This is a genomic window from Streptomyces sp. NPDC002835 (assembly GCF_053591995.1).
The window spans coordinates 49,167-71,607 of sequence record NZ_JBSFUW010000012.1 but is presented as its reverse complement, the minus strand read 5'-3'; the positions used below and the strand labels follow the sequence as shown (position 1 = coordinate 71,607).

Below are 22,441 nucleotides of genomic sequence, written 5' to 3'. Positions count from 1 at the left end.
GAGTAGCACCGTCCGGTACACGCCCTGGGCGGTCCCCGATTCGCGGCGAGGTGAGCCTCATGTCCGCTCCCACGGACAAGCCCCTGCACAAGCCCCAGACCCCGAAGATCAGTGAGCGCGAAGCGCGAGAGGTCGCGGAGGCGGCGCGCGAACAGGACTGGCGCAAGCCGAGTTTCGCCAAGGAGCTGTTCCTCGGACGTTTCCGGCTCGACCTGATCCATCCGCATCCCATGCCGACCGGCGAGGCCACCCGGCGCGGCGAGGAGTTCCTCGCGAAGCTGCGCGAGTTCTGCGAGACGAAGATCGACGGCGCCCTCATCGAGCGGGAGGCCCGGATCCCCGACGAGGTGATCAACGGCCTGCGCGAACTCGGCGCGCTCGGTATGAAGATCGACCCCAAGTACGGGGGCCTCGGCCTCACCCAGGTGTACTACAACAAGGCGCTGGCCCTCGTCGGCTCGGCCAACCCGGCGATCGGCGCGCTGCTGTCCGCGCACCAGTCGATCGGCGTGCCGCAGCCGCTGAAGCAGTTCGGCACCGACGAGCAGAAGCAGAAGTACCTGCCGCGTCTCGCCCGCAGCGACATCTCCGCGTTTCTGCTCACCGAGCCCGACGTGGGCTCCGACCCGGCCCGCCTCGCCACCACCGCCGTGCCGGACGGCGACGACTACGTCCTGGACGGCGTCAAGCTGTGGACGACGAACGGTGTCGTCGCCGACCTCCTCGTCGTCATGGCCCGCGTGCCGAAGTCGGAGGGGCACAAGGGAGGCATCACCGCGTTCGTCGTCGAGGCGGACAGCGAGGGCATCACCGTCGAGAACCGCAACGCCTTCATGGGCCTGCGCGGCCTGGAGAACGGCGTGACCCGCTTCCATCAGGTACGGGTGCCTGCGGCGAACCGCATCGGCCCCGAGGGCGCCGGCCTGAAGATCGCGCTGACCACGCTCAACACCGGCCGGCTCTCGCTGCCCGCGATGTGCGTCGGCGCCGGCAAGTGGTGCCTGAAGATCGCCAGGGAGTGGTCCGAGGTACGCGAGCAGTGGGGCAAGCCCGTCGCGAAGCACGAGGCCGTCGGCGCCAAGATCTCCTTCATCGCCGCGACCACCTTCGCCCTGGAGGCCGTTGTCGACCTGGCCTCCCAGATGGCCGACGAGGACCGCAACGACATCCGTATCGAGGCCGCGCTCGCCAAGCTGTACGGGTCCGAGATGGGCTGTCTGATGGCCGACGAGCTGGTCCAGATCCGGGGCGGCCGCGGCTTCGAGACGGCGGAGTCGCTGGCGGCGCGGGGCGAACGGGCCGTGCCCGCCGAGCAGTTGCTGCGCGACCTGCGGATCAACCGGATCTTCGAGGGCTCGACCGAGATCATGCACCTGCTCATCGCCCGTGAGGCGGTCGACGCGCACCTCGCCGTCGCCGGCGACATCATCGACCCGGACAAGCCGATGTCCGCGAAGGCCAAGGCGGGCGCCAACGCGGCCGCCTTCTACGCCCGCTGGCTGCCCAAGCTCGTCACCGGACCGGGCCAACTGCCCCGTACGTACGCCGAGTTCCACCCCGCCGGTCACCAGGACCTGTCCGCGCATCTGCGGTACGTGGAACGCAGCTCCCGCAAGCTGGCCCGCTCCACCTTCTACGCCATGTCCCGCTGGCAGGGGCGCATGGAGACCAAGCAGGGCTTCCTCGGCCGGATCGTCGACATCGGCGCCGAGCTGTTCGCGATGAGCGCCGCCTGTGTCCGCGCGGACATGCTGCGGGCGTCCGGGGAGCACGGCCGCGAGGCGTACCAGCTCGCCGACGCCTTCTGCCACCAGGCGCGGATCCGTGTCGAGGAGTTGTTCGACCGGCTCTGGTCCAACACCGACGACCTGGACCGCAAGGTCGTCAAGGGCGTCCTGTCCGGTACGTACGCCTGGCTGGAGGAGGGTGTGATCGACGCCAGCGGCGAAGGCCCCTGGATCGCCGACGCCACCCCCGGCCCGACGGTGAAGGAGAACGTGCACCGCCCGATCCGCTGACGCTTCGGCGGTGTGCGCGGTACTCCCTGTCCGGGCGGACGGGGAGTACGGCCACAATGGGGGGATGAGCGACAGCCCATCACCCCTCGCAGACCCGCATCTCGTCTTCGACGCAGCCGAAGGCCGCCGGGACATCGTCGTCCTCGGCTCCACCGGGTCCATCGGTACGCAGGCCATCGACCTGGTCCTGCGCAACCCCGACCGTTTCCGTGTCACCGCCCTGTCCGCCGCCGGCGGGCGGGTCGGCCTGCTCGCCGAGCAGGCGTACCGGCTGCGCGCGGGTACGGTCGCGGTGGCCCGCGAGGACGCCGTGCCCGCGCTGCGGGAGGCGCTCGCCGCCCAGTACGGCGCGGAGCCGCTGCCCGAGATCCTGGCCGGTCCGGACGCCGCGACCGAGCTCGCCGCCTCCCCGTGCCACACGGTGCTCAACGGCATCACGGGCTCCATCGGTCTCGCGCCCACGCTCGCCGCCCTCGAAGCCGGCCGTACGCTCGCGCTGGCCAACAAGGAGTCGCTCATCGTCGGCGGGCCGCTGGTCAAGGCGCTCGCCAAGCCCGGGCAGATCATCCCCGTGGACTCCGAGCACGCCGCCCTCTTCCAGGCGCTCGCCGCCGGCACCCGCGCCGACGTCCGCAAGCTGGTCGTGACGGCCTCCGGCGGACCGTTCCGCGGCCGCAGCAGGGCAGAGCTGGCGAACGTCACCCGTGAGGACGCCCTCGCGCACCCGACCTGGGCCATGGGCCCGGTGATCACGGTCAACAGCGCGACCCTGGTCAACAAGGGACTCGAGGTGATCGAGGCGCATCTGCTCTACGACATCCCCTTCGACCGCATCGAGGTCGTAGTCCACCCCCAGTCGTACGTTCACTCGATGGTGGAATTCATGGACGGCTCGACGCTCGCCCAGGCCACCCCGCCCGACATGCGCGGCCCGATCGCCATCGGCGTCGGCTGGCCGGAGCGGGTGCCGGACGCGGCCCCCGCCTTCGACTGGTCCATGGCCTCCACGTGGGAGTTCTTCCCGCTGGACGACGAGGCGTTCCCGTCGGTGGGGCTCGCCCGGCACGTGGGCGAGCTGGGTGGCACGGCCCCTGCGGTGTTCAATGCCGCGAACGAGGAGTGCGTCGAGGCGTTCCTCGCCGGACGGCTGCCGTTCAACGCCATCATGGATACGGTCACCGAGGTGGTCGCCGAGCACGGCACCCCGGCTCCGGGAACCTCACTGACGGTGGCGGACGTCCTGGAAGCGGAGACCTGGGCCAGGGCCAGGGCCCGTGAAACGGCAGCGAAGGCGACGGCGGAGGCTCGCGCATGACGATTCTGTTGACCATTCTGGGCATCGCGCTCTTCGCGGTCGGGCTGCTCTTCTCCATCGCCTGGCACGAGCTCGGTCACCTCTCCACGGCCAAGCTCTTCGGTATCCGGGTGCCCCAGTACATGGTCGGCTTCGGCCCCACCCTCTGGTCGCGGCACAAGGGCGAGACCGAGTACGGGATCAAGGCCATCCCCATGGGCGGCTACATCCGCATGATCGGGATGTTCCCGCCCGGTCAGGACGGGCGGATCGAGGCCCGTTCCACCTCGCCGTGGCGCGGCATGATCGAGGACGCCCGCTCCGCCGCGTACGAGGAGCTGAAGCCGGGCGACGAGACGCGGCTGTTCTACACGCGCAAGCCGTGGAAGCGCGTCATCGTGATGTTCGCGGGCCCGTTCATGAATCTGATCCTCGCCGTGGCGATCTTCCTCGGCGTGCTGATGACCTTCGGCTCGCCGACGCAGACCACCGAGGTCGCCGGCGTGCAGAAGTGCGTCATCGCCCAGAGCGAGAAGCGCGACACCTGTGCGAAGGGCGACCCGCGGTCGCCGGCGTCCGCCGCCGGGCTGCGGGAGGGCGACCGGATCGTCGCGTTCAACGGCAAGCCCGTCGAGGACTGGGCCACACTGTCGACCCGTATCCGGGAGACCATCGGCCCCGCCACGATCACCGTCGAGCGCGGCGGCACGGAGCAGGTCCTTCAGGCCACGCTCATCGAGAACACGGTCGCGAAGAAGGACGAGGACGGGGAGGTCGTCCCCGAGGAGTTCGTCCCGGCCGGCTACCTCGGCTTCGCCGCGAAGACGGAGATCCTTCCGCTGTCGTTCGGCGACTCCGTCGAGCGCATGGGCGGCATGATCGAGAACGGCGCGGAGGCGGTCGTCGCCCTGCCGTCCAAGGTCCCCGACCTGTGGGACGCCGCCTTCGGCGACGGCGAGCGCAAGGACGACTCCCCGGTCGGGGTGGTCGGCGCCGCGCGCCTCAGTGGTGAGGTGCTCAATCTGGACGTGCCGACGACGAACATCGTCGCGACGTTCCTGATGCTGCTGGCCGGCTTCAACCTCTCGCTCTTCCTCTTCAACATGCTGCCGCTGCTGCCCCTGGACGGCGGTCACATCGCGGGAGCGCTGTGGGAGTCCCTGCGGCGGAACGTCGCCAAGGTCTTCCGGCGCCCCGACCCGGGACCGTTCGACGTGGCGAAGCTCATGCCGGTCGCCTATGTGGTGGCGGGCATCTTCATCTGCTTCACCCTGCTCGTGCTGGTGGCGGACATCGTCAACCCGGTGAAGATCAGCTGACCTGATCTTCCGCAGGACCCCGACGGCCGGACATCCTTTGTGTCCGGCCGTCACCTTTGGGTGGACATCGGTGTGCGATGTGCCCCGGCGAACGCCAGTGCCGTAATCTCGGGTGCTGGAGCCCGCCGATCTCGGGACCTCGATCCACACCTTGGGGTTGCACAGCAGATGACTGCAATTTCTCTCGGAATTCCGTCCGTTCCGACGAAGCTCGCCGACCGCAGGGTCAGCCGGAAGATCCAGGTCGGCTCGGTCGCCGTCGGCGGTGACGCGCCTGTTTCCGTGCAGTCGATGACGACGACCAGGACGTCCGACATCGGCGCCACGCTGCAGCAGATCGCGGAGCTCACGGCGTCCGGCTGCCAGATCGTGCGGGTCGCCTGCCCGACCCAGGACGACGCCGACGCACTGGCCACCATCGCCAGGAAGTCGCAGATCCCGGTGATCGCGGACATCCACTTCCAGCCGAAGTACGTCTTCGCGGCGATCGACGCGGGCTGCGCGGCGGTCCGGGTCAACCCGGGCAACATCAAGCAGTTCGACGACAAGGTCAAGGAGATCGCCAAGGCCGCCCGCGAGACGAGCACCCCGATCCGGATCGGGGTGAACGCGGGCTCCCTCGACCGCCGGCTGCTGGAGAAGTACGGCCGGGCGACGCCGGAGGCGCTCGTCGAGTCGGCGCTGTGGGAGGCCTCCCTCTTCGAGGAGCACGGCTTCCACGACATCAAGATCTCGGTCAAGCACAACGACCCGGTCGTCATGGTCAACGCCTACCGCCAGCTCGCCGCCCAGAGCGACTACCCGCTGCACCTCGGCGTCACCGAGGCGGGCCCCGCCTTCCAGGGCACCATCAAGTCCGCCGTCGCCTTCGGCGCGCTGCTCGCCGAGGGCATCGGCGACACCATCCGGGTCTCCCTGTCGGCGCCGCCGGCCGAGGAGGTCAAGGTCGGCATCCAGATCCTGGAGTCCCTCAACCTCCGCCAGCGCCGCCTGGAGATCGTCTCCTGCCCGTCCTGCGGCCGCGCCCAGGTCGACGTGTACAAGCTCGCCGACGAGGTCACCGCCGGCCTGGAGGGCATGGAGGTGCCCCTGCGGGTCGCCGTCATGGGCTGCGTCGTCAACGGACCCGGCGAGGCCCGCGAGGCCGACCTCGGCGTGGCCTCCGGCAACGGCAAGGGGCAGATCTTCGTCAAGGGCGAGGTCATCAAGACCGTGCCCGAGTCGAAGATCGTCGAGACGCTGATCGAAGAGGCGATGAAGATCGCCGAGCAGATGGAGAAGGACGGCGTCGCCTCCGGTACGCCGGACGTCGTCGCCGTGGGCGACCCCGGCGCCTGACCGGCTGCTCCGGCAGTCGCCACCGGAAGCCCTTCCAGGACCCCGCCGACCCCGCCGGTCGGTGGGGTCCTTCCGTGCCCGCGCCACCCCCCGGACCAGCCGGGTAGAGTGCCAAGACCAGCAAACCGTGTGATGAGGCGCCCTCGTGTTGACGCAGACCACCACCCGGGTCCTCGACCCCGGCGAACTCGGCGCAGCGCTCGCCATCCTCGAGAGCGAGCCCGTGACGAATGCTTTCGTCACGTCCCGCGTCCAGGTCGCCGGGCTCGACCCGTGGCGACTCGGCGGTGAGATGTGGGGCTGGTACGCGGACGGGCACCTGCGCTCCCTGTGCTACTCCGGCGCCAACCTCGTCCCCATCTGCGCCACCCCCGAGGCCGTGCGCGCCTTCGCCGACCGCGCCCGCCGGGCGGGGCGCCGCTGCTCGTCCATCGTCGGCCCCGCGGAGCCCACCGCCCAGCTCTGGCGGCTCCTCGAACCGAACTGGGGCCCCGCCAGGGACGTACGCCCCAACCAGCCGCTGATGGTCACCGACCGGGTGCCGGCGGACATCGAGCCCGATCCGCACGTCCGCCGGATCCGCAAGGACGAGATGGACGTGATCATGCCCGCGTGCGTGGCCATGTTCACCGAGGAGGTCGGCGTCTCCCCGATGGCCGGCGACGGTGGACTCCTCTACCAGGCACGGGTCGCCGAACTCGTCGGCACCGGCCGGTCCTTCGCCCGCATCGACGACGGCAAGGTCGTCTTCAAGGCCGAGATCGGCGCCGCCACCGACCGGGCCTGCCAGATCCAGGGCGTCTGGGTCGCCCCCGAGTACCGGGGCCGCGGCCTCTCGGAGACCGGCATGGCGGCCGTCCTGCGCTACGCGCTGGCGGACGTGTCACCGGTCGTCAGCCTGTATGTGAACGACTACAACACCGCCGCCAGGGCCTCGTACCGGCGGGTCGGATTCCGCGAGGTCGGCGCCTTCATGAGCGTGCTGTTCTGACTCCCGCACGCCCGTCACCGGCCAGCCCGTGCGACGCCCGCGGGCCCGTACGCGGCGACGACGACAAGTAGGGTTCGGCCCATGCCAGCACTCACCGGGGACGGCGCCCACGGCCCCGCCGCCGTGGTCGGACCGCTCGACCTTGCCGCACGGGTCGACGAGGCGCTCGCCGTGCAGGCGCTCGCCTTCGGCCTCACCGAGGACGAGATCGACATCCGCCGGTACATCGTGCTGCGCCATCTGGAGAACCCGGGGGCCCGCGCGCTCGGCGCCACGACCGCCGACGGCCGGCTCGTCGGATTCGTCTACGGAATGCCCAACGACCGCGCCCACTGGTGGTCCACCGTCGTCGAGCCGTATCTGCGCCGGACCGGGACCGAGGACTGGCTCGACGACGCCTTCGTCATCACCGAGCTCCACGTCCACCCCGCCTTCCAGGGGCGCGGCGTCGGACGCGAACTGATCACCGTCCTCACGGACGCCGCGGACCAGCCCCGCTCCATCCTCTCCGCGATCGACACCGAGAGCCCCGCCCGCGCGCTGTACCGCAGACTCGGCTACCAGGACCTCGCGGGCCAGGTGCTCTTCCCCAGCGCCCCCAGCCCGTACGCCGTGATGGGCGCCCCGCTGCCGCTGCGGCGGGGGAGCGGCACGGGGAACTGATTTCCGCCTGCCGGTGCGCCCCGGCTAACCTCCTGCACATCACACGTTCCGAGCAGGAGTTCACCATGGCCCAGGTCCAGCGCATGTCCCGTCTGATGGTCAAGACATTGCGCGACGACCCCGCCGACGCGGAGACGCTCAGCCACAAGCTCCTCGTCCGCGCCGGTTACGTCCGCCGCAACGCCGCGGGCATCTGGACCTGGCTGCCGCTCGGCAAGCGCGTCCTGGAGAACGTCACCCGCGTCGTACGCGAGGAGATGGACGCGATCGGCGCGCAGGAGGTGCTGCTGCCCGCCCTCCTGCCCAAGGAGGCGTACGAGGCCTCCGGCCGCTGGGAGGAGTACGGCGACCTGCTGTTCCGCCTCAAGGACCGCAAGGGGGCGGACTACCTCCTCGGCCCCACCCACGAGGAGATCTTCACCCAGACCGTCAAGGACCAGTGCACGTCCTACAAGGACCTGCCGGTGATGCTCTACCAGATCCAGACGAAGTACCGCGACGAGGCGCGCCCCCGCTCGGGCATCCTGCGCGGCCGCGAGTTCCAGATGAAGGACTCGTACTCCTTCGACACCACCGACGAGGGTCTGGCGGAGTCCTACCGCCTGCACCGCGAGGCGTACATCAAGATCTTCAACCGCCTCGGTCTGGACCACCGCATCGTGTCCGCCGTCTCCGGTGCCATGGGCGGCTCCGCCTCCGAGGAGTTCCTCGCGCCGGCCGCCGCCGGCGAGGACACCTTCGCCGACTGCCCGAACTGCGACTACGCCGCCAACACCGAGGCCGTCACCTTCCCCCTCAAGGCCGTCGAAGGCGCGACGCACCCCGCCGCCGAGGACATCGACACCCCCGACACCCCCACCATCGAGACCCTCGCCGCCCAGCTCGGTGTCGACGCCTCCGCGACCCTCAAGAACCTCCTGGTGAAGGTGGACGGCGAAATCGTCGCCGTCGGTGTCCCCGGTGACCGCGAGGTCGACCTCGGCAAGCTGGGCGAGCACCTCGCCCCGGCCGTCGTCGAGCTGGTCACCGCGGAGGACTTCGTGGGCCGCGACGATCTCGTCCGCGGTTACGTCGGCCCCCAGGGCCTCGCCAAGGTCCGCTACATCGCCGACCCCCGTGTCGCCCCGGGCACCGGCTGGATCACCGGCGCCAACAAGCAGGACACCCACGCCAAGAACGTCGTCGCCGGCCGTGACTTCGAGGTCGACGACTACCTGGACGTCGTGGTCGTCGAGGAGGGCGACCCCTGCCCGAAGTGCGGCACCGGCCTCAGGCTGGACCGCGCGATCGAGATCGGCCACATCTTCCAGCTCGGCCGCAAGTACGCCGACACCTTCCAGCTCGACGTGCTGGGCCAGCAGGGCAAGCCGGTCCGCGTGACCATGGGCTCGTACGGCATCGGCGTCTCCCGCGCCGTCGCCGCGCTGGCCGAGCAGTCGGCCGACGATAAGGGTCTGTGCTGGCCGGCCGAGATCGCCCCGGCGGACGTCCACGTCGTCGCCGCGGGCAAGGCGCTCCAGACCGAGCTCGCCCTCGACGTCGCGAACCAGCTGGGCGAGGCGGGCCTGCGCGTTCTCGTCGACGACCGCGCCGGTGTCTCGCCGGGCGTGAAGTTCACGGACTCGGAGCTGATCGGCGTCCCCAAGATCCTGGTGGCGGGCCGCCGTTCGGCCGAGGGCGTGGTGGAACTGAAGGACCGCCGGACGGGCGAGCGCGAGGAGCTCCCGGTCGCGGAGGCGGTGGCGCGCCTGCGCGCCTGACGCCGTGCCGGGGGCCTGTTCCCTACCGGCCCCTTCCCGAACCGGGACAGGCCCCGGACCCCTACCGCCCTCCGGGCGGTGGGCCGGGCTTCGCCCGGGCCCGGTACCGCGCTTCGCGCGGTGGCCTCAAACACCGGCCGGGCTGGATGTGCCCGGGCAACTTCAGCCTCGCTGGGGGCACCTCCCACGGCCGCCAGGCCGTAGGGGGAGTTTGGGGCGGAGCCCCGACGAGACCGGCCACACCCAGCCCCGCCGGCGTTTGAGGCGCGGGTCCGGGCAGAGCCCGGTTACGGGAAGGTGGTGGTCCCCCCGCGGCCGCCAGGCCGCAGGGGGAGGGTAGGGGAACAGCCCCGCGCAGCGGCCACCGCCCCGCTACAGCCAGCCCGCGAACTCCAGCGCCAGTTCGCCCTCCGCGCGCCGCCCCGCGGCCACCGCGCGGGTTCCCGACTCCACCGCCCGGAACAGCGTCCAGCCGCGCAGCCGTTCGCGGTCGACCTCCAGGGAGTCCGCGAGCTTGTTGACGCGGCGGCGGGCCGCCGACGGGCCGGCGGAGGACGCGACGAGGTCCTCGACCCGGTCGCGTACCAACCGCGCCAGATCGTAGGCGCGTTCGCCGACCAGCGGCTCCGGTCCGACCGCCAGCCACGGCACGCGGTCGCCCGAAAGCACCTTGCCCTGGCGGAAGTTGCCGTGCAGCAGCAGCTCCTCGGGCGGCAGCGCGACCAGTTCGTCCCGGGCCGCCAGCGCCGCCGCGACGAGCGGCTCGCCGGACGCGCGCATCGTCTCGGCCTGCCGCCCGGTGCGCCGCGCCACCGTCTCGAAGCCGTGGCCGGCCGGCGGCTCCACCCACAGCCGGCGCACCGTGCCCGCCGCCTCCAGCAGCGCCTTGGCCTCCGGCAGCGACCGGAGCGAGACCTCGGTGTGCAGCCGTTCCAGCAGCAACTCGTCGTCGGTGGCGTCCAGCAGCCGCACCGCGCCCCAGCCGTTCCACTGTTCCAGGGCTGCCCGCTCGAGGGCCGGCGCGGCGGAGGGCGGGGCGAGTTTCAGGGCCGCGGGGGTGCCGTCCGGCTGCCGTACGAGGAGGACCAGGCCGCTCCGGCCGCCCGGCGCGACGGCCCGTTCGACGTCCAGCTTCCGCCGGTCCACCGCCTCCTGGACGGTTTCTGGCAGCCGGGCCAGCCACTCGTCGTCCTCACCGAGTGCCCGGACCAGCCGCTGCGGCGGTTCGAAAGCCATACGTCCGTGGTTCCCTTTCCCCGTCTTCCCCGTCAGTTCCGGTCGGCCCGCTCGGCGAGCCCAGGAAAGGCTACGCCGCTGCCGCGCCAGCGCACGGCGCGGACCGCCGCCTCACGCAGCGCGCCCGCGGCCTCCAGTCGCAGGGACCCTTCGGAGGCCCGTACGAGATCGGAGTAGACGCCGGCCACGCGGTCCTCCAGCACGGCGGCGAGCCGGATCGCCGCGGCGGCGTCCGGCACGGGAAAGGGCAGGTCGTAGCCGGCGGCGGCCACCGCTGGCTGCCCGCCGAGGTCGCGCACGGTGCGCGCCAGCGCGTCCCGCCGGGAGCGGTGCGCGGCGTGGGCGGCGGCGGCCTCGTTCTCCCGGTCGTCGCCGACCCGGCCGCCGACCACCCCGTAGCCGTAGACCGCCGCGTGCTCCGCGGCCAGCGCGGCCTGCAGGGCGTCCCGCCGGGCGGTCGCGCCGCTTCGCGTGTCCACCGTGGTCATCGGCCGTCACCCTTCGTCAGCAAGTACGCATGCGCGGCGCCAGCCGCGGCGACGGAGGCCAGCAGGCGGGCGAGCTCGGGCTCGGCGGCGGCGAGGGCGGTGGTGTGGCTGTCGGAGGTGCGGCGCTCAGCGGCGGCCAGCGCCCTCAGGGCGGCGGCGGGCTCGTCGGGAGCCGTGGTGGGCGCCGCGGCGGACGCGGAACCAGAAGGCGAGGGGGAGGGGGAGGAAGAAGGCGACGACGCCGGTCCCGCCAGCGCCACCACATGCGCCGCGACCTCGGCCCGCAGTGGCGTCAACCGGTCCGCGAGCGCGGGATGACGGGCGATCACGGCGTCGTACTCGTCCCGCAGCGCGGTGCTCGTGCGCACCAGGCGCGCACGGAGCGCTGCCTCGGTGCGCGCCGCGTCGGGGGATCGCTCCGGCGTGCGCCGGGAGGCGGGCGCGTCGTTCGAACAGCCCGTCAACAGGCCCGCCGCTGCCGCCCCCGTCGCCAGAAGCGCACGTCTTCGTGTCGTCCCCGTGCGCCCCACGCCTGTCTCCTCGGGTTCGCAGTGATCATCGCCGCAGGCGAGCGTACCCGCGGGCCGGGCGGGTGGACGGCAACACCCCCCGCGACCGGATACCCTTTCTTCGACACGCGACGATCCCACAACAGCACACGCGGCCGAGGAGTCACCCGGATGAGCACCACCCAGAGCGACAGGCTGCGCGGGCTGCTGGAACCGCTCGTCAGCGCCGCGGGACTGGATCTGGAAGAGATCGAGGTCTCCCGGGCGGGGCGGCGCCGGATGCTGAGGATCACCGTGGACTCCGACGACGGCGTCGAACTGGACGCCTGTGCCGAGCTGAGCCGCGCCCTCTCCGAGAAGCTCGACGAGACGGACGCGATGGGCGAGGGCGAGTACGTCCTCGAAGTCAGCTCCCCCGGCGCCGACCGCCCCCTGACCCAGCACCGCCACTACGTGCGCGCCACCGGCCGGCTGGTCAAGCTGCAGCTGCACGAGAACGGGGAGCTGGTGGCCCGCATCCTCACCGTGGACGACGAGGGGCTCGATCTCGAGGTGCCGGGTGTGAAGGGGCGCAGGCCCACCACCCGCCGGGTCGCCTTCGACGAGATCGCCAAGGCGCGCGTGGAGATCGAGTTCAACCGCAAGGACAAGAAGGAAGAGGAGGCGTAGCCGTGGACATCGACGTGAAGCTCCTGAAGGGCTTGGCACAGGAGAAGGAGATCGCTTTCGATCTGCTGGTCGAGGCCATCGAGTCGGCTCTCCTCATCGCGTACCACCGCACCGAGGGCAGCCGCCGCCACGCCCGCGTGGTGCTCAGCCGGGACACCGGCCATGTGACCGTGTGGGCCAAGGAGGATCCGGCGGACCTGGAGGAGGGGCAGGAGCCCAAGGAGTTCGACGACACCCCGTCGGACTTCGGCCGGATCGCCGCCACCACCGCCCGCCAGGTCATCCAGCAGCGGCTGCGTGACGCGGAGAACGACGTCACGTTCGGTGAGTACGCGCGCCGTGAGGGCGACGTCGTCGCCGGCATGGTGCAGCAGGGCAAGGACCCGAAGAACGTACTGGTCAGGCTGGACGACAAGCTCGAGGCCATCCTGCCGGTGCAGGAGCAGGTGCCGGGCGAGGAGTACACCCACGGGCTGCGGCTGCGCACCTATGTGGTCCGGGTGGCGAAGGGTGTGCGCGGTCCGTCCGTCACTCTTTCGCGTACGCACCCGAACCTGGTGAAGAAGCTCTTCGCGCTCGAGGTTCCGGAGATCGCGGACGGCAGCGTCGAGATCGCCGCGATCGCCCGTGAGGCCGGTCATCGCACCAAGATCGCCGTCCGTTCCACCCGTTCCGGGCTGAACGCCAAGGGCGCCTGCATCGGCCCGATGGGCGGCAGGGTGCGCAATGTCATGGCCGAGCTGCTCGGCGAGAAGATCGACATCGTGGACTGGTCGGACGACCCGGCCGAGATGGTGGCGAACGCCCTGTCGCCGGCGCGCGTCAGCAAGGTGGAGGTCGTCGACCTCGGCGCGCGCTCCGCCCGGGTGACCGTTCCGGACTACCAGCTGTCCCTGGCGATCGGCAAGGAGGGGCAGAACGCCCGCCTGGCCGCCCGTCTCACGGGCTGGCGCATCGACATCCGCCCGGACACCGAGCTGAGCGACGACGAGCGCTGAGCGGCGGGCAGGGGCCCGGCGACCCGGGCCGAGGAATGGCCGGGGGCGGAATCCTGTTGCAACGGTGACGGGCGCCGTCCAGGCTGACCACGATCAGGACAACAACCGTTCGATTTTTGCCCCCAAGGGGTGAGGTCGGTGCGGGGAGGTAGACTTAACCGTGTCTGGCCGGACGCATGCCCGCGTGTGCCCTGAGCGAACCTGCGTGGGATGCCGGGAGCGAGCGGCCAAGAGCGATGTGCTGCGCATCGTGGTGATCGAGGGTGAATGCGTCCCCGATGATCGCGGTACGCTGCCCGGCCGGGGTGCGTACGTGCACCCCGCCTTGGTCTGTCTCGACCTGGCGGTTCGCCGCCGGGCGTTCCCGAGGGCCTTCCGGGTCCAGGGACCGCTCGAGACCGCCGCGGTGCGGCGGTATGTCGAGCAGGCAGCACCGTAAGAGAAGAAGTACGGCACGGATACCCCGTGCGGTCAGGTACCTCGCGAGTCGGAAGTAGGTCGAGATTGCGATGAGCACTCGATGAGTACGCGATGAGTACGCCCATGAAGTAGCGACGGTCCGGCGGTAACCCGGACCTAAAAGGAGCGAAGTGGCTAAGGTCCGGGTATACGAACTCGCCAAGGAGTTCGGCGTAGAGAGCAAGGTCGTCATGGCCAAGCTCCAAGAACTCGGTGAATTCGTCCGTTCGGCGTCCTCGACGATCGAGGCGCCGGTTGTACGCAAATTGACTGACGCGCTGCAGGGGCCCGGCGGCAACGCCGGCAAGTCCGCAGCAAAGCCTGGCGCGCCCCGCAAGGCGACGCCCTCGAAGCCCGCAGCGCCCTCCGCGGCGCAGCCCGGGGACACCTCCCCGGCGCAGGCGACACGTCCCGCTGCCCCCAAGCCCGGCGCACCGGCCCCCAAGCCGGCCCCGGCGAGCAGCACCCCTCCCGCGGCGCCGGCCTCCGGCCAGCGTCCGACGCCGGGTCCCAAGCCCGCACCGGCCAAGCCCGCTCCGGCGGCTCCGGTGCCCGCTGCCGAGTTCTCGGCCCCGGCTCCCGCCCAGCCCGCCGCACCGCAGGCCCCGCGTCCCGCGGGTGCCACCCCCGGTCCGCGCCCTGCCCGTCCGGCTCCGGCCGGCGGTCAGCGTGACGGCGGCCGTGGTGGCGAGCGTCCGGCGCGTCCCGCCGGCGGCCAGGGCGCCCCGCGCCCCGGTGGCCGTCCGTCGGGTCCCCGTCCGGGCAACAACCCGTTCACGTCCGGTGGCTCCACCGGCATGGCGCGCCCGCAGGCGCCCCGCCCCGGTGGCGCACGCCCCGGTCCCGGCGGCGGCTCCGCTCCGGGTGCTCCCCGTCCGCAGGGCGGTCCCGGCGGCGCTCCGCGTCCGCAGGGCCAGGGCGGTGCCCGTCCGACGCCGGGCGGCATGCCCCGTCCGCAGGCGCCCCGTCCCGGCGGCGGCCCCGCGGGCAACCGTCCGAACCCCGGCATGATGCCGCAGCGTCCTGCTGCCGGTCCCCGTCCTGGTGGCGGTCCCGGCGGCGGCGGTCGCGGTCCCGGTGGCGGTGGCGGCGCAGGCCGTCCCGGTGGCGGCGGCGGTCGTCCCGGTGGCGGCGGCTTCGCAGGCCGTCCCGCCGGTCCCGGCGGCGGCGGTCGTCCCGGTGGTGGCGGCGGCGGCTTCGCCGGTCGTCCCGGCGGTCCCGGTGGTGGCGGCGGCTTCGGCGGTCGTCCCGGCTTCGGTGGCCGTCCCGGCGGCCCCGGCGGCCGTGGTGGCACGCAGGGCGCCTTCGGCCGTCCCGGCGGTCCGGCGCGCCGTGGCCGCAAGTCGAAGCGGCAGAGGCGCCAGGAGTACGAGGCCATGCAGGCCCCGTCGGTCGGCGGTGTGATGCTGCCTCGCGGCAACGGCGAGACCATTCGCCTGTCGCGCGGTGCCTCGCTCACCGACTTCGCGGAGAAGATCAACGCCAACCCGGCGTCGCTCGTCGCGGTCATGATGAACCTCGGCGAGATGGTCACCGCGACCCAGTCCGTCTCTGACGAGACGCTGGCGCTGCTCGGCGACGAGATGAACTACACCGTCCAGATCGTCAGCCCGGAGGAGGAGGACCGCGAGCTTCTCGAGTCCTTCGACATCGAGTTCGGCGAGGACGAGGGCGGCGACGAGGCCCTGGTCTCGCGTCCGCCGGTGGTGACCGTCATGGGTCACGTCGACCACGGTAAGACCCGACTGCTGGACGCGATCCGCAAGACGAACGTCGTCGCGGGCGAGGCCGGCGGCATTACGCAGCACATCGGTGCGTACCAGGTCGCGACCGAGGTCAACGGCGAAGAGCGGGCCATCACCTTCATCGACACCCCGGGTCACGAGGCGTTCACCGCCATGCGTGCCCGTGGTGCGAAGTCCACCGACATCGCGATCCTCGTGGTCGCGGCGAACGACGGTGTGATGCCCCAGACGATCGAGGCGCTGAACCACGCCAAGGCGGCCGAGGTGCCGATCGTGGTCGCGGTCAACAAGATCGACGTCGAGGGTGCCGACCCGACCAAGGTGCGCGGTCAGCTCACCGAGTTCGGTCTGGTGGCAGAGGAGTACGGCGGCGACACCATGTTCGTCGACATCTCCGCCAAGCAGGGTCTGAACATCGACTCCCTGCTGGAGGCCGTGGTCCTCACCGCGGACGCCTCGCTCGACCTGCGGGCCAACCCGGAGCAGGACGCGCAGGGCATCGCGATCGAGGCCCACCTGGACAAGGGCCGCGGCGCCGTCGCGACCGTCCTCGTCCAGCGAGGCACGCTGCGTGTCGGTGACACGATGGTCGCCGGTGACGCGTACGGCCGTGTCCGCGCAATGCTCGACGACAAGGGCGAGAACGTGGAGATCGCGGGTCCGTCGACCCCGGTCCTCGTGCTCGGTCTCACCAATGTCCCGGGCGCGGGCGACAACTTCCTGGTCGTCGACGAGGACCGTACGGCCCGTCAGATCGCGGAGAAGCGTGCCGCCCGTGAGCGCAACGCCGCGTTCGCCAAGCGCACCCGCCGGGTGTCCCTCGAGGACCTCGACAAGGTGCTCAAGGCGGGCGAGGTCCAGCAGCTCAACCTCATCATCAAGGGCGACGCGTCCGGTTCGGTGGAGGCTCTCGAGTCCTCGCTGCTCCAGCTCGACGTCGGCGAAGAGGTCGACATCCGCGTGCTGCACCGCGGCGTGGGTGCGGTCACCGAGTCGGACATCGACCTGGCGATGGGCTCCGACGCCATCGTCATCGGCTTCAACGTCCGCGCGGCCGGCCGTGCCTCGCAGATGGCGGACCGTGAGGGCGTCGACGTCCGGTACTACTCGGTGATCTACCAGGCCATCGAGGAGATCGAGGCGGCCCTCAAGGGCATGCTCAAGCCGGAGTACGAAGAGGTCGAGCTCGGTACGGCGGAGATCCGCGAGGTCTTCCGCTCGTCCAAGCTGGGCAACATCGCGGGTGTTCTCATCCGGTCCGGCGAGGTCAAGCGCAACACCAAGGCCCGGCTCATCCGCGACGGCAAGGTCATCGCGGAGAGCCTCAACATCGAGGGTCTGCGCCGCTTCAAGGACGACGTCACCGAGATCCGCGAAGGCTACGAGGGCGGTATCAACCTCGGAAACTTCAACGACATCAAGGTCGACGACGTCATCGCGACGTACGAGATGCGCGAGAAGCCGCGAGGCTGATCCGCGGGCATCCCGACCGGGGCCGGTCGGCGGAAGTATTTCCGTCGATCGGCCCCGGCGTTGCGTGTACCGTTTGGGTGTCCCTGCCAAGCATCCGCGGCGGGGCCCCAGACCCCGAACCGGCGGGACATCCGGACATACATGTATGTGGGGACACTGTCCTTCGACCTGCTTCTCGGCGACGTACGGTCGCTGAAGGAGAAGCGTTCCGTGGTCCGCCCCATCGTCGCCGAGCTCCAGCGGAAGTACGCCGTGAGCGTGGCGGAGGTGGGCGACCAGGACCTCCATCGCCGGGCCGAGATCGGCCTGGCCGTGGTGTCCGGCGACACCGGGCACCTCACTGACGTACTCGACCGGTGCGAGCGCCTCGTCGCCGCCCGGCCCGAGGTGGAACTGCTGTCGGTTCGGCGCAGACTCCACAGCGACGAAGACTGAATGCAAGGCAAAGAAGGAGACGGACCAGTGGCCGACAACGCGCGGGCGAAGAAGCTGGCGGACCTCATCCGGGAGGTGGTCGCGGAGAAGCTGCAGCGTGGCATCAAGGACCCCCGCCTGGGTTCGCACGTGACCATCACGGACACCCGCGTCACCGGCGACCTGCGGGAGGCCACGGTCTTCTACACGGTCTACGGCGACGACGAGGACCGGGCCAGCGCCGCCGCCGGCCTGCAGAGCGCCAAGGGCGTCCTGCGCTCCGCGGTCGGCGCGGCGGCGGGCACCAAGTTCACACCGACCCTCACCTTCGTGGCCGACGCGCTCCCGGAGAACGCCAAGACGATCGAGGACCTCCTCGACAAGGCGCGTGCCTCGGACGCCAAGGTCCGCGAGGTGTCCTCCGGCGCGACGTACGCCGGCGAGCCCGACCCGTACCGCAAGCCCGAGACCGACGACGTGTCCGCCGACGCGGATGGGGACGAAGCCTCGGAATGACGCAGCGCACCGTCACGCCCGACGGACTTGTCATCGTCGACAAGCCGTCGGGCTTCACTTCGCACGACGTCGTCGCCAAGATGCGCGGGATCGCCAGGACCCGGCGCGTCGGACACGCGGGGACGCTCGACCCCATGGCCACCGGTGTGCTCGTGCTCGGCGTCGAGAAGGCCACCAAGCTGCTCGGCCATCTCGCGCTGACCGAGAAGGAGTATCTCGGCACCATCAGGCTGGGGCAGAACACCGTCACGGACGACGCGGAGGGCGAGGTCACCTCGTCCGCCGACGCCTCCGGCGTCACCCGCGAGGCGATCGACGCGGGCGTCGCCGAGCTCACCGGCGACATCATGCAGGTGCCGTCCAAGGTCAGCGCCATCAAGATCGACGGCAAGCGGTCGTACGCGCGGGTGCGCGGCGGCGAGGACTTCGAGATCCCCGCCCGGCCGGTGACCGTGTCCGCCTTCCGCGTGTACGACGTGCGCGCGACGACCACGGAGGACGGGCTCGCCGTCGTCGACCTGGTCGTGTCCGTGGTCTGCTCCTCCGGCACCTACATCCGGGCGCTCGCCCGCGACCTGGGCGCCGGTCTGGGCGTCGGCGGGCATCTGACGGCGCTGCGGCGCACCCGGGTCGGCCCGTACGGCCTGGACGCGGCCAAGACGCTGGACCAGCTCCAGGAGGAGCTCACGGTCATGCCGATCGCCGAGGCCGCCGCCGCGGCGTTCCCCCGCTGGGACGTGGACGAGCGGCGGGCCAAGCTGCTCACCAACGGTGTACGGCTCGACATGCCGGCCCACGACCGTGCGCCCGTCGCGGTCTTCGGGCCGGACGGCCGCTTCCTCGCGCTCGTGGAGGAGCGCGGCGGCAAGGCGAAGAGCCTCGCGGTCTTCGGCTGACGCGCTGTCTTCGGCCGGCGCGCGCCCGGCCGTCCCGTGACGCCCGTCCCGTGTCATCGGTGCCGTGTCATCCGTTGCGGGACGGCCGGCCCCCACCGGCCGCCCCGCGGTCCCCCCTCCGTTCCCCCGAAGAGGGTCTGTCCATCGCGGACCCCGTATTCACCCGATTGAGCAGGCGCTCGGAGTGAACGGGGGTGCACTGGGGGGCGCGTTCGTGATGCGGACTTTTCCCGCTGATCATCTTCGACCTAACGTCGTCGGCATGGGACGCGCTGGCCTGGCAAGTTTGGTACGGATCTGCGATCCGGCCGGTCGGACGTACGGCACCGGCTTCGTCGCCGACGACCTCGGCACGGTCGTGACCGGCCTTCACGTGGTCGACGCGCTGTCCCGTCCTTTTCTGCTGCCGCTGGACGGCGACGGGCCCGCCGTCGAGGCCGACACCGTCACCCTGCTGCCCGAGAGCGGTCTCGCCCTCGTGCACACGGACGGACTGCGGCGTCCGCCGCTGCCCATCGGCGCACGCGAACGCGTGGAGCCGGGCACGTATGTGCGCCTCGCGGCGGGCGGCTGGCGCGAGGCGCGGGTGCTCGCCGCCGACCGCGGCGTGCTGGAGCTCGCCATCGGTACCGACGGCAGCGACGCCCTCCGCTCGGCGGGCACCGCCACCGGCGGGCCGGTGCTCGACGCCGTGACGGGTGCCGTCCTGGCCGTGCTCGGCCCCCCGCCCCCGCCCGACGCCCCCACCGCGGCCGTCGCACGGGCCCTGGGCCCGGCCCGGTCCGCACCGCACGCCGCCCTCCTGCGGAGGAACGCGGCCACCGCCCCCGCGTACGGGCAGGACCTGAATCTCGCGGCGGTCCTCGAACTGACGGCCGTCACGCTCGGCCGGGCGGGCGACCCCGACGGCGACCGGCCGCAGCCGGTCCGGCGGCCCGAGGTGGAGCGCGAGTTCGCGGCGTTCACCGGGGCCGGCGGTGCCCCGGTGCTCGGTCTCGTCGGCGCCCCCGGGACCGGCCGGACGACCGAACTGCGCGCCCTGGCCGCCCGCCGCGCCCACGGCCCGGAACCGGCCCCCACCCTCTGGCTGCGCGGTGCCGACCTGCGGGCCGGGGACACGTCCGTCGCCGACGCCGTGGCCCGCGGCCTGCGCGACGCCGCCCGCATCCTCGCCGTACCGGAGCGGCCCCTGAGCCCGGACCTCGTCGCCCAACTGGCCGCCGAGGCGGGGCGGTCGCTGCTCGTCGTCCTGGACGGTCTCGAGGAGACGACTCCGGACGTGGCGCAGAGCCTGCCGGAGTGGACGCCGACCACGGCCGAGTGGCTGCGTTCCACCAGAACCGCGCTGGTGGTGTCCTGCCGCCCCGAGCAGTGGGACGAGGCCGGGGCGCTCTACCCGCCCGGCACGCTGCACCGTCCGGCGGCGGACGCGGCACCTGTGGCCGGCGGGCCGCAAGCGGCGGCCGAGCCGCCGTTCCCGCCCGCGCTGCGCCTCGGGGACCTCACCGTCGAACAGGCCCGGCAGGCGCGTGAGCGGTACGGCATCGGGCCCGGCGCGGTCGCGGCCGTGGACGAACGGCATCCGCTCACCCTCCGCCTGCTCGCGGAGGTGCGCGCGGCCGTGCCCGGCACACCTCCCGGCAGGCCGGGGCGCCAGGACGTCTACGGCGCGTACCTGGACCTGCTCTGCCTGCGGATCGCGGTCCGCATCACCGCCGGGACGGGGTCACCGAGCCGCGGCACGGCCGTCCGCAGGCTCGCCGCCGCGGTCGCCGGCCGGACGCACGAGGCCGCCCGGCGCTGCCTGGGCCCCGGGCACGGACAGCTCGACCGTGCGGTGTTCGAGGAGCTCTTCCCCTGGGCGGGCGGCTGGGCGTCCGCCGTCCTCGCCGAAGGACTGCTGGTCCCGGCGGGCGACGGCTACCGCTTCGCCCACGAGGACCTGTCCGACTGGATCCAGGGCGGACACCTCGACCTCGACGCGGCACTGCGCGCCCTCGCGCACCGCGCACCCGGTGAGGACGGCCCCCTCGTACCCCGCCATCGCATCGGCCCCGCCGTCCACGGGCTACTGCGGCTCGACCGCGAGCCCGGCGCGCACCGACTGGTCCCCAGGCTCCTGGGCCTCGTCGACGCGCTCGACGACCCGCGCGCCCCGGACGAGGCCCGCTGGTGGGCGTCCGCGCTCCTGCGCGAGGTGCTGGGACGCGTACCGGACGCCGAGCCGTACCTCCCCGTCCTGCACCGCGTCGCGGCACGGCCGGGCGGCGAGTACGCACCCGGCTTCTGGGCCCGGCTGCCGCTCGGCGACCCGAGCAGGCTCGACCTGCTGCGGCGGCTCGTCCCCGCCGACCCCGCGCCACCGCTCTCCGTGGCCGGCGCACCGGCCGCGCCCCGGTATCTGGAGCTCGCCGACGCGCGGCTGACGGCCGACCCCCGGGCCGTACAGCCGTTGCTGTGCCGGTGGTTCGACGACGAGACACCACTGACCGCGGGGCCCGCCGCCGCCGTACGCCCCACCGTGGCCGCCGCCGCGCAGGCACTGCTCTACGCCCGGCGCGGGCTCGCCACCGACCACCTCACCGAAGCCCTCGCCGCCACCCCGCACCCCCGGGCCGCCGAACTGCTGCGCGCGCTCGCCGAGGACGAACCGGCCGCGATGTGCCGGGCCGTCGACCGCTGGGCCCGCGACCCGCGGCCCGCGCGACGGGCGGCGGCCGCCGCCCACGTCCCGCTGATCAGGCCCACGGACGAAGCCGACCGGGCACTGCTCCGGCGCGCCGCGCTCGCCCTGCTCGCCGGCACCCGGGACGCCTACGGGCCCGCGCTCACCGTCCTCGTCCGCGACCCGGTCAGCAGGCCGCGCCACCTGGAAAGGGCCCTGCACCTCGTCGCGACGGGCGACCCCCGGCTGCCCGTCGGCGCGCTCACCGACGCCGTGGCCACCCACCCCGGCCCCGTCCTCGCCGCGCTCCGGGCCCGACTGCTGAGGCCCGGCCCCGTGGCCGACGCCGAGGAGATCTTCGCCACACTCGCCGGGGCCGCCGACGGCCCCGCCACCGCCCGCCGGGCCGCCGCCCTCGTGTGCGAGTACGTCGACCACCGCCCCGACGGCGCGGCGCACGCCGCGGCCTACGTCCACCACCGCCTCGAGCACGCGCCCGACGGACGCGACGTGCTCTTCCCCCTCGTCACCCACCTCGTACGGGGCCGCCCCGCCCGCGTCCGCAGCGCCCTCGCCCCCGTCCTCGCCGCGGTCGGCAGTCCAGCCTCCCGGCCGCTGCGGGCCGAGCTGCTCGACGTACTGCTGCGGTACGAGCAGTACGAGGCCCGCGACCTCGCCGTCCTCGACGCCCTGCTGCACGCCGCCGCGCACAACAGCGCCGTACAGGACGAGGAACGCACCCGGGCCCTGGTGTGCCGCACCGGCCTGCTGCTCGTCCGGACCGCCAAGGGCGCCGCCTGCTTCGACCGGCGGCTCACCGAGCTCGCCCGCGACGTGCCCGCCTTCGCCGCGCTGATCGACCGCTGGCCGGCCGCCGACCCGCAGGAATGGGCCGCCGTGACGGCTTGCCGGTCCCTCGGCACCCGGGCAGGACCGGTGCCGATGCCGACCGGGAGCGCGGGGCATGGCAGTCTTAGACCTGCGTAACCG

Annotated in this window: 18 protein-coding genes; 15 read left to right on the top strand and 3 right to left on the bottom strand. The window is 72.4% G+C overall.

All coding sequences use genetic code 11. The features are described from left to right. Positions 1-59 precede the first annotated feature (59 nt). The 7 genes from ACWD01_RS15670 (at position 60) to ACWD01_RS15640 (ending at position 9,383) form a co-directional block, all read left to right on the top strand. Entirely contained in the window at positions 60-2,018 is a 1,959-nt protein-coding gene (locus ACWD01_RS15670) for an acyl-CoA dehydrogenase family protein (protein WP_451162038.1), read from the top strand. Positions 2,019-2,082: 64 nt separating this feature from the next. Next, positions 2,083-3,333, top strand: coding sequence for a 1-deoxy-D-xylulose-5-phosphate reductoisomerase (gene dxr, locus ACWD01_RS15665; RefSeq protein WP_451162036.1), 1,251 nt, complete (start codon positions 2,083-2,085; stop codon positions 3,331-3,333). Beyond that, the gene (locus ACWD01_RS15660) at positions 3,330-4,631 is read left to right on the top strand and encodes a M50 family metallopeptidase (RefSeq protein WP_451162034.1); all 1,302 of its coding nucleotides are present in this window, start codon (positions 3,330-3,332) and stop codon (positions 4,629-4,631) included. The genes dxr and ACWD01_RS15660 overlap by 4 nt, the downstream gene beginning before the upstream one ends. Before the next feature lie 168 nt (positions 4,632-4,799). Beyond that, entirely contained in the window at positions 4,800-5,969 is a 1,170-nt protein-coding gene (gene ispG / locus ACWD01_RS15655) for a flavodoxin-dependent (E)-4-hydroxy-3-methylbut-2-enyl-diphosphate synthase (protein WP_451162032.1), read from the top strand. Positions 5,970-6,117: 148 nt separating this feature from the next. Beyond that, a complete protein-coding gene (locus tag ACWD01_RS15650; RefSeq protein ID WP_451162244.1) occupies positions 6,118-6,960 on the top strand; it encodes a GNAT family N-acetyltransferase in 843 nt (280 codons plus the stop codon). Positions 6,961-7,041: 81 nt separating this feature from the next. Further along, the gene (locus ACWD01_RS15645; protein WP_451162030.1) at positions 7,042-7,623 is read left to right on the top strand and encodes a GNAT family N-acetyltransferase; all 582 of its coding nucleotides are present in this window, start codon (positions 7,042-7,044) and stop codon (positions 7,621-7,623) included. Between the two features lie 65 nt (positions 7,624-7,688). Further along, entirely contained in the window at positions 7,689-9,383 is a 1,695-nt protein-coding gene (locus ACWD01_RS15640) for a proline--tRNA ligase (protein WP_451162028.1), read from the top strand. A gap of 372 nt (positions 9,384-9,755) precedes the next feature. On the opposite strand, the gene ACWD01_RS15635 is transcribed toward ACWD01_RS15640, so the two are convergent. The 3 genes from ACWD01_RS15635 to ACWD01_RS15625 are packed head-to-tail and all read right to left on the bottom strand — an operon-like array spanning position 9,756 to position 11,637. Next, entirely contained in the window at positions 9,756-10,619 is an 864-nt protein-coding gene (locus tag ACWD01_RS15635) for an aminoglycoside phosphotransferase family protein (RefSeq protein WP_451162026.1), read from the bottom strand. Between the two features lie 32 nt (positions 10,620-10,651). Then, positions 10,652-11,107 carry a ferritin-like domain-containing protein gene (locus ACWD01_RS15630; RefSeq protein ID WP_451162024.1) on the bottom strand — a complete coding sequence of 152 codons (456 nt, stop codon included), beginning with the start codon at positions 11,105-11,107 and terminating at the stop codon, positions 10,652-10,654. Further along, the gene (locus ACWD01_RS15625) at positions 11,104-11,637 is read right to left on the bottom strand and encodes a hypothetical protein (RefSeq protein WP_451162022.1); all 534 of its coding nucleotides are present in this window, start codon (positions 11,635-11,637) and stop codon (positions 11,104-11,106) included. Before ACWD01_RS15625 ends, ACWD01_RS15630 begins: the two co-directional genes overlap by 4 nt. Positions 11,638-11,787: 150 nt before the next feature. On the opposite strand from ACWD01_RS15625, the gene rimP reads away from it, so the two are divergent. The 8 genes from rimP to ACWD01_RS15585 all read left to right on the top strand — a co-directional run bounded on the left by rimP (position 11,788) and on the right by ACWD01_RS15585 (position 22,438). Then, the gene (gene rimP, locus ACWD01_RS15620) at positions 11,788-12,285 is read left to right on the top strand and encodes a ribosome maturation factor RimP (RefSeq protein ID WP_451162020.1); all 498 of its coding nucleotides are present in this window, start codon (positions 11,788-11,790) and stop codon (positions 12,283-12,285) included. A 2-nt stretch (positions 12,286-12,287) separates the two neighbouring features. Beyond that, positions 12,288-13,283: a transcription termination factor NusA gene (nusA, locus tag ACWD01_RS15615; protein ID WP_451162018.1), complete on the top strand. Its 996-nt coding sequence runs from the start codon at positions 12,288-12,290 to the stop codon at positions 13,281-13,283. A gap of 160 nt (positions 13,284-13,443) precedes the next feature. Then, on the top strand, positions 13,444-13,722 hold the full coding sequence (locus ACWD01_RS15610; protein WP_451162016.1) for a YlxR family protein: 279 nt from the start codon (positions 13,444-13,446) through the stop codon (positions 13,720-13,722). A 151-nt stretch (positions 13,723-13,873) separates the two neighbouring features. Beyond that, positions 13,874-16,960 (top strand): translation initiation factor IF-2, encoded by a 3,087-nt coding sequence (gene infB / locus ACWD01_RS15605; protein ID WP_451162014.1) that lies wholly within the window; start codon positions 13,874-13,876, stop codon positions 16,958-16,960. A 141-nt stretch (positions 16,961-17,101) separates the two neighbouring features. Next, positions 17,102-17,395 (top strand): DUF503 domain-containing protein, encoded by a 294-nt coding sequence (locus tag ACWD01_RS15600; protein WP_329462723.1) that lies wholly within the window; start codon positions 17,102-17,104, stop codon positions 17,393-17,395. Between the two features lie 27 nt (positions 17,396-17,422). Next, positions 17,423-17,890, top strand: a complete 468-nt coding sequence (gene rbfA / locus ACWD01_RS15595; RefSeq protein WP_451162011.1) for a 30S ribosome-binding factor RbfA — start codon at positions 17,423-17,425, stop codon at positions 17,888-17,890. Continuing rightward, positions 17,887-18,786, top strand: coding sequence for a tRNA pseudouridine(55) synthase TruB (truB, locus tag ACWD01_RS15590; RefSeq protein WP_451162009.1), 900 nt, complete (start codon positions 17,887-17,889; stop codon positions 18,784-18,786). The genes rbfA and truB overlap by 4 nt, the downstream gene beginning before the upstream one ends. A gap of 262 nt (positions 18,787-19,048) precedes the next feature. Further along, positions 19,049-22,438, top strand: a complete 3,390-nt coding sequence (locus tag ACWD01_RS15585; RefSeq protein WP_451162007.1) for a serine protease — start codon at positions 19,049-19,051, stop codon at positions 22,436-22,438. Positions 22,439-22,441 lie beyond the last annotated feature (3 nt).

Excerpts from the sequence above, each read along its gene's own strand:
- rimP (WP_451162020.1), top strand. The coding sequence starts at position 11,788 with ATGAGCACCACCCAGAGCGACAGGCTGCGCGGGCTGCTGGAACCGCTC.
- ACWD01_RS15585 (WP_451162007.1), top strand. The coding sequence starts at position 19,049 with ATGGGACGCGCTGGCCTGGCAAGTTTGGTACGGATCTGCGATCCGGCC.
- ACWD01_RS15670 (WP_451162038.1), top strand. The coding sequence starts at position 60 with ATGTCCGCTCCCACGGACAAGCCCCTGCACAAGCCCCAGACCCCGAAG.
- ACWD01_RS15630 (WP_451162024.1), bottom strand. The coding sequence starts at position 11,107 with ATGACCACGGTGGACACGCGAAGCGGCGCGACCGCCCGGCGGGACGCC.
- ACWD01_RS15640 (WP_451162028.1), top strand. The coding sequence starts at position 7,689 with ATGGCCCAGGTCCAGCGCATGTCCCGTCTGATGGTCAAGACATTGCGC.
- ACWD01_RS15660 (WP_451162034.1), top strand. The coding sequence starts at position 3,330 with ATGACGATTCTGTTGACCATTCTGGGCATCGCGCTCTTCGCGGTCGGG.
- ispG (WP_451162032.1), top strand. The coding sequence starts at position 4,800 with ATGACTGCAATTTCTCTCGGAATTCCGTCCGTTCCGACGAAGCTCGCC.
- ACWD01_RS15645 (WP_451162030.1), top strand. The coding sequence starts at position 7,042 with ATGCCAGCACTCACCGGGGACGGCGCCCACGGCCCCGCCGCCGTGGTC.
- ACWD01_RS15635 (WP_451162026.1), bottom strand. The coding sequence starts at position 10,619 with ATGGCTTTCGAACCGCCGCAGCGGCTGGTCCGGGCACTCGGTGAGGAC.
- truB (WP_451162009.1), top strand. The coding sequence starts at position 17,887 with ATGACGCAGCGCACCGTCACGCCCGACGGACTTGTCATCGTCGACAAG.
- ACWD01_RS15600 (WP_329462723.1), top strand. The coding sequence starts at position 17,102 with ATGTATGTGGGGACACTGTCCTTCGACCTGCTTCTCGGCGACGTACGG.
- dxr (WP_451162036.1), top strand. The coding sequence starts at position 2,083 with ATGAGCGACAGCCCATCACCCCTCGCAGACCCGCATCTCGTCTTCGAC.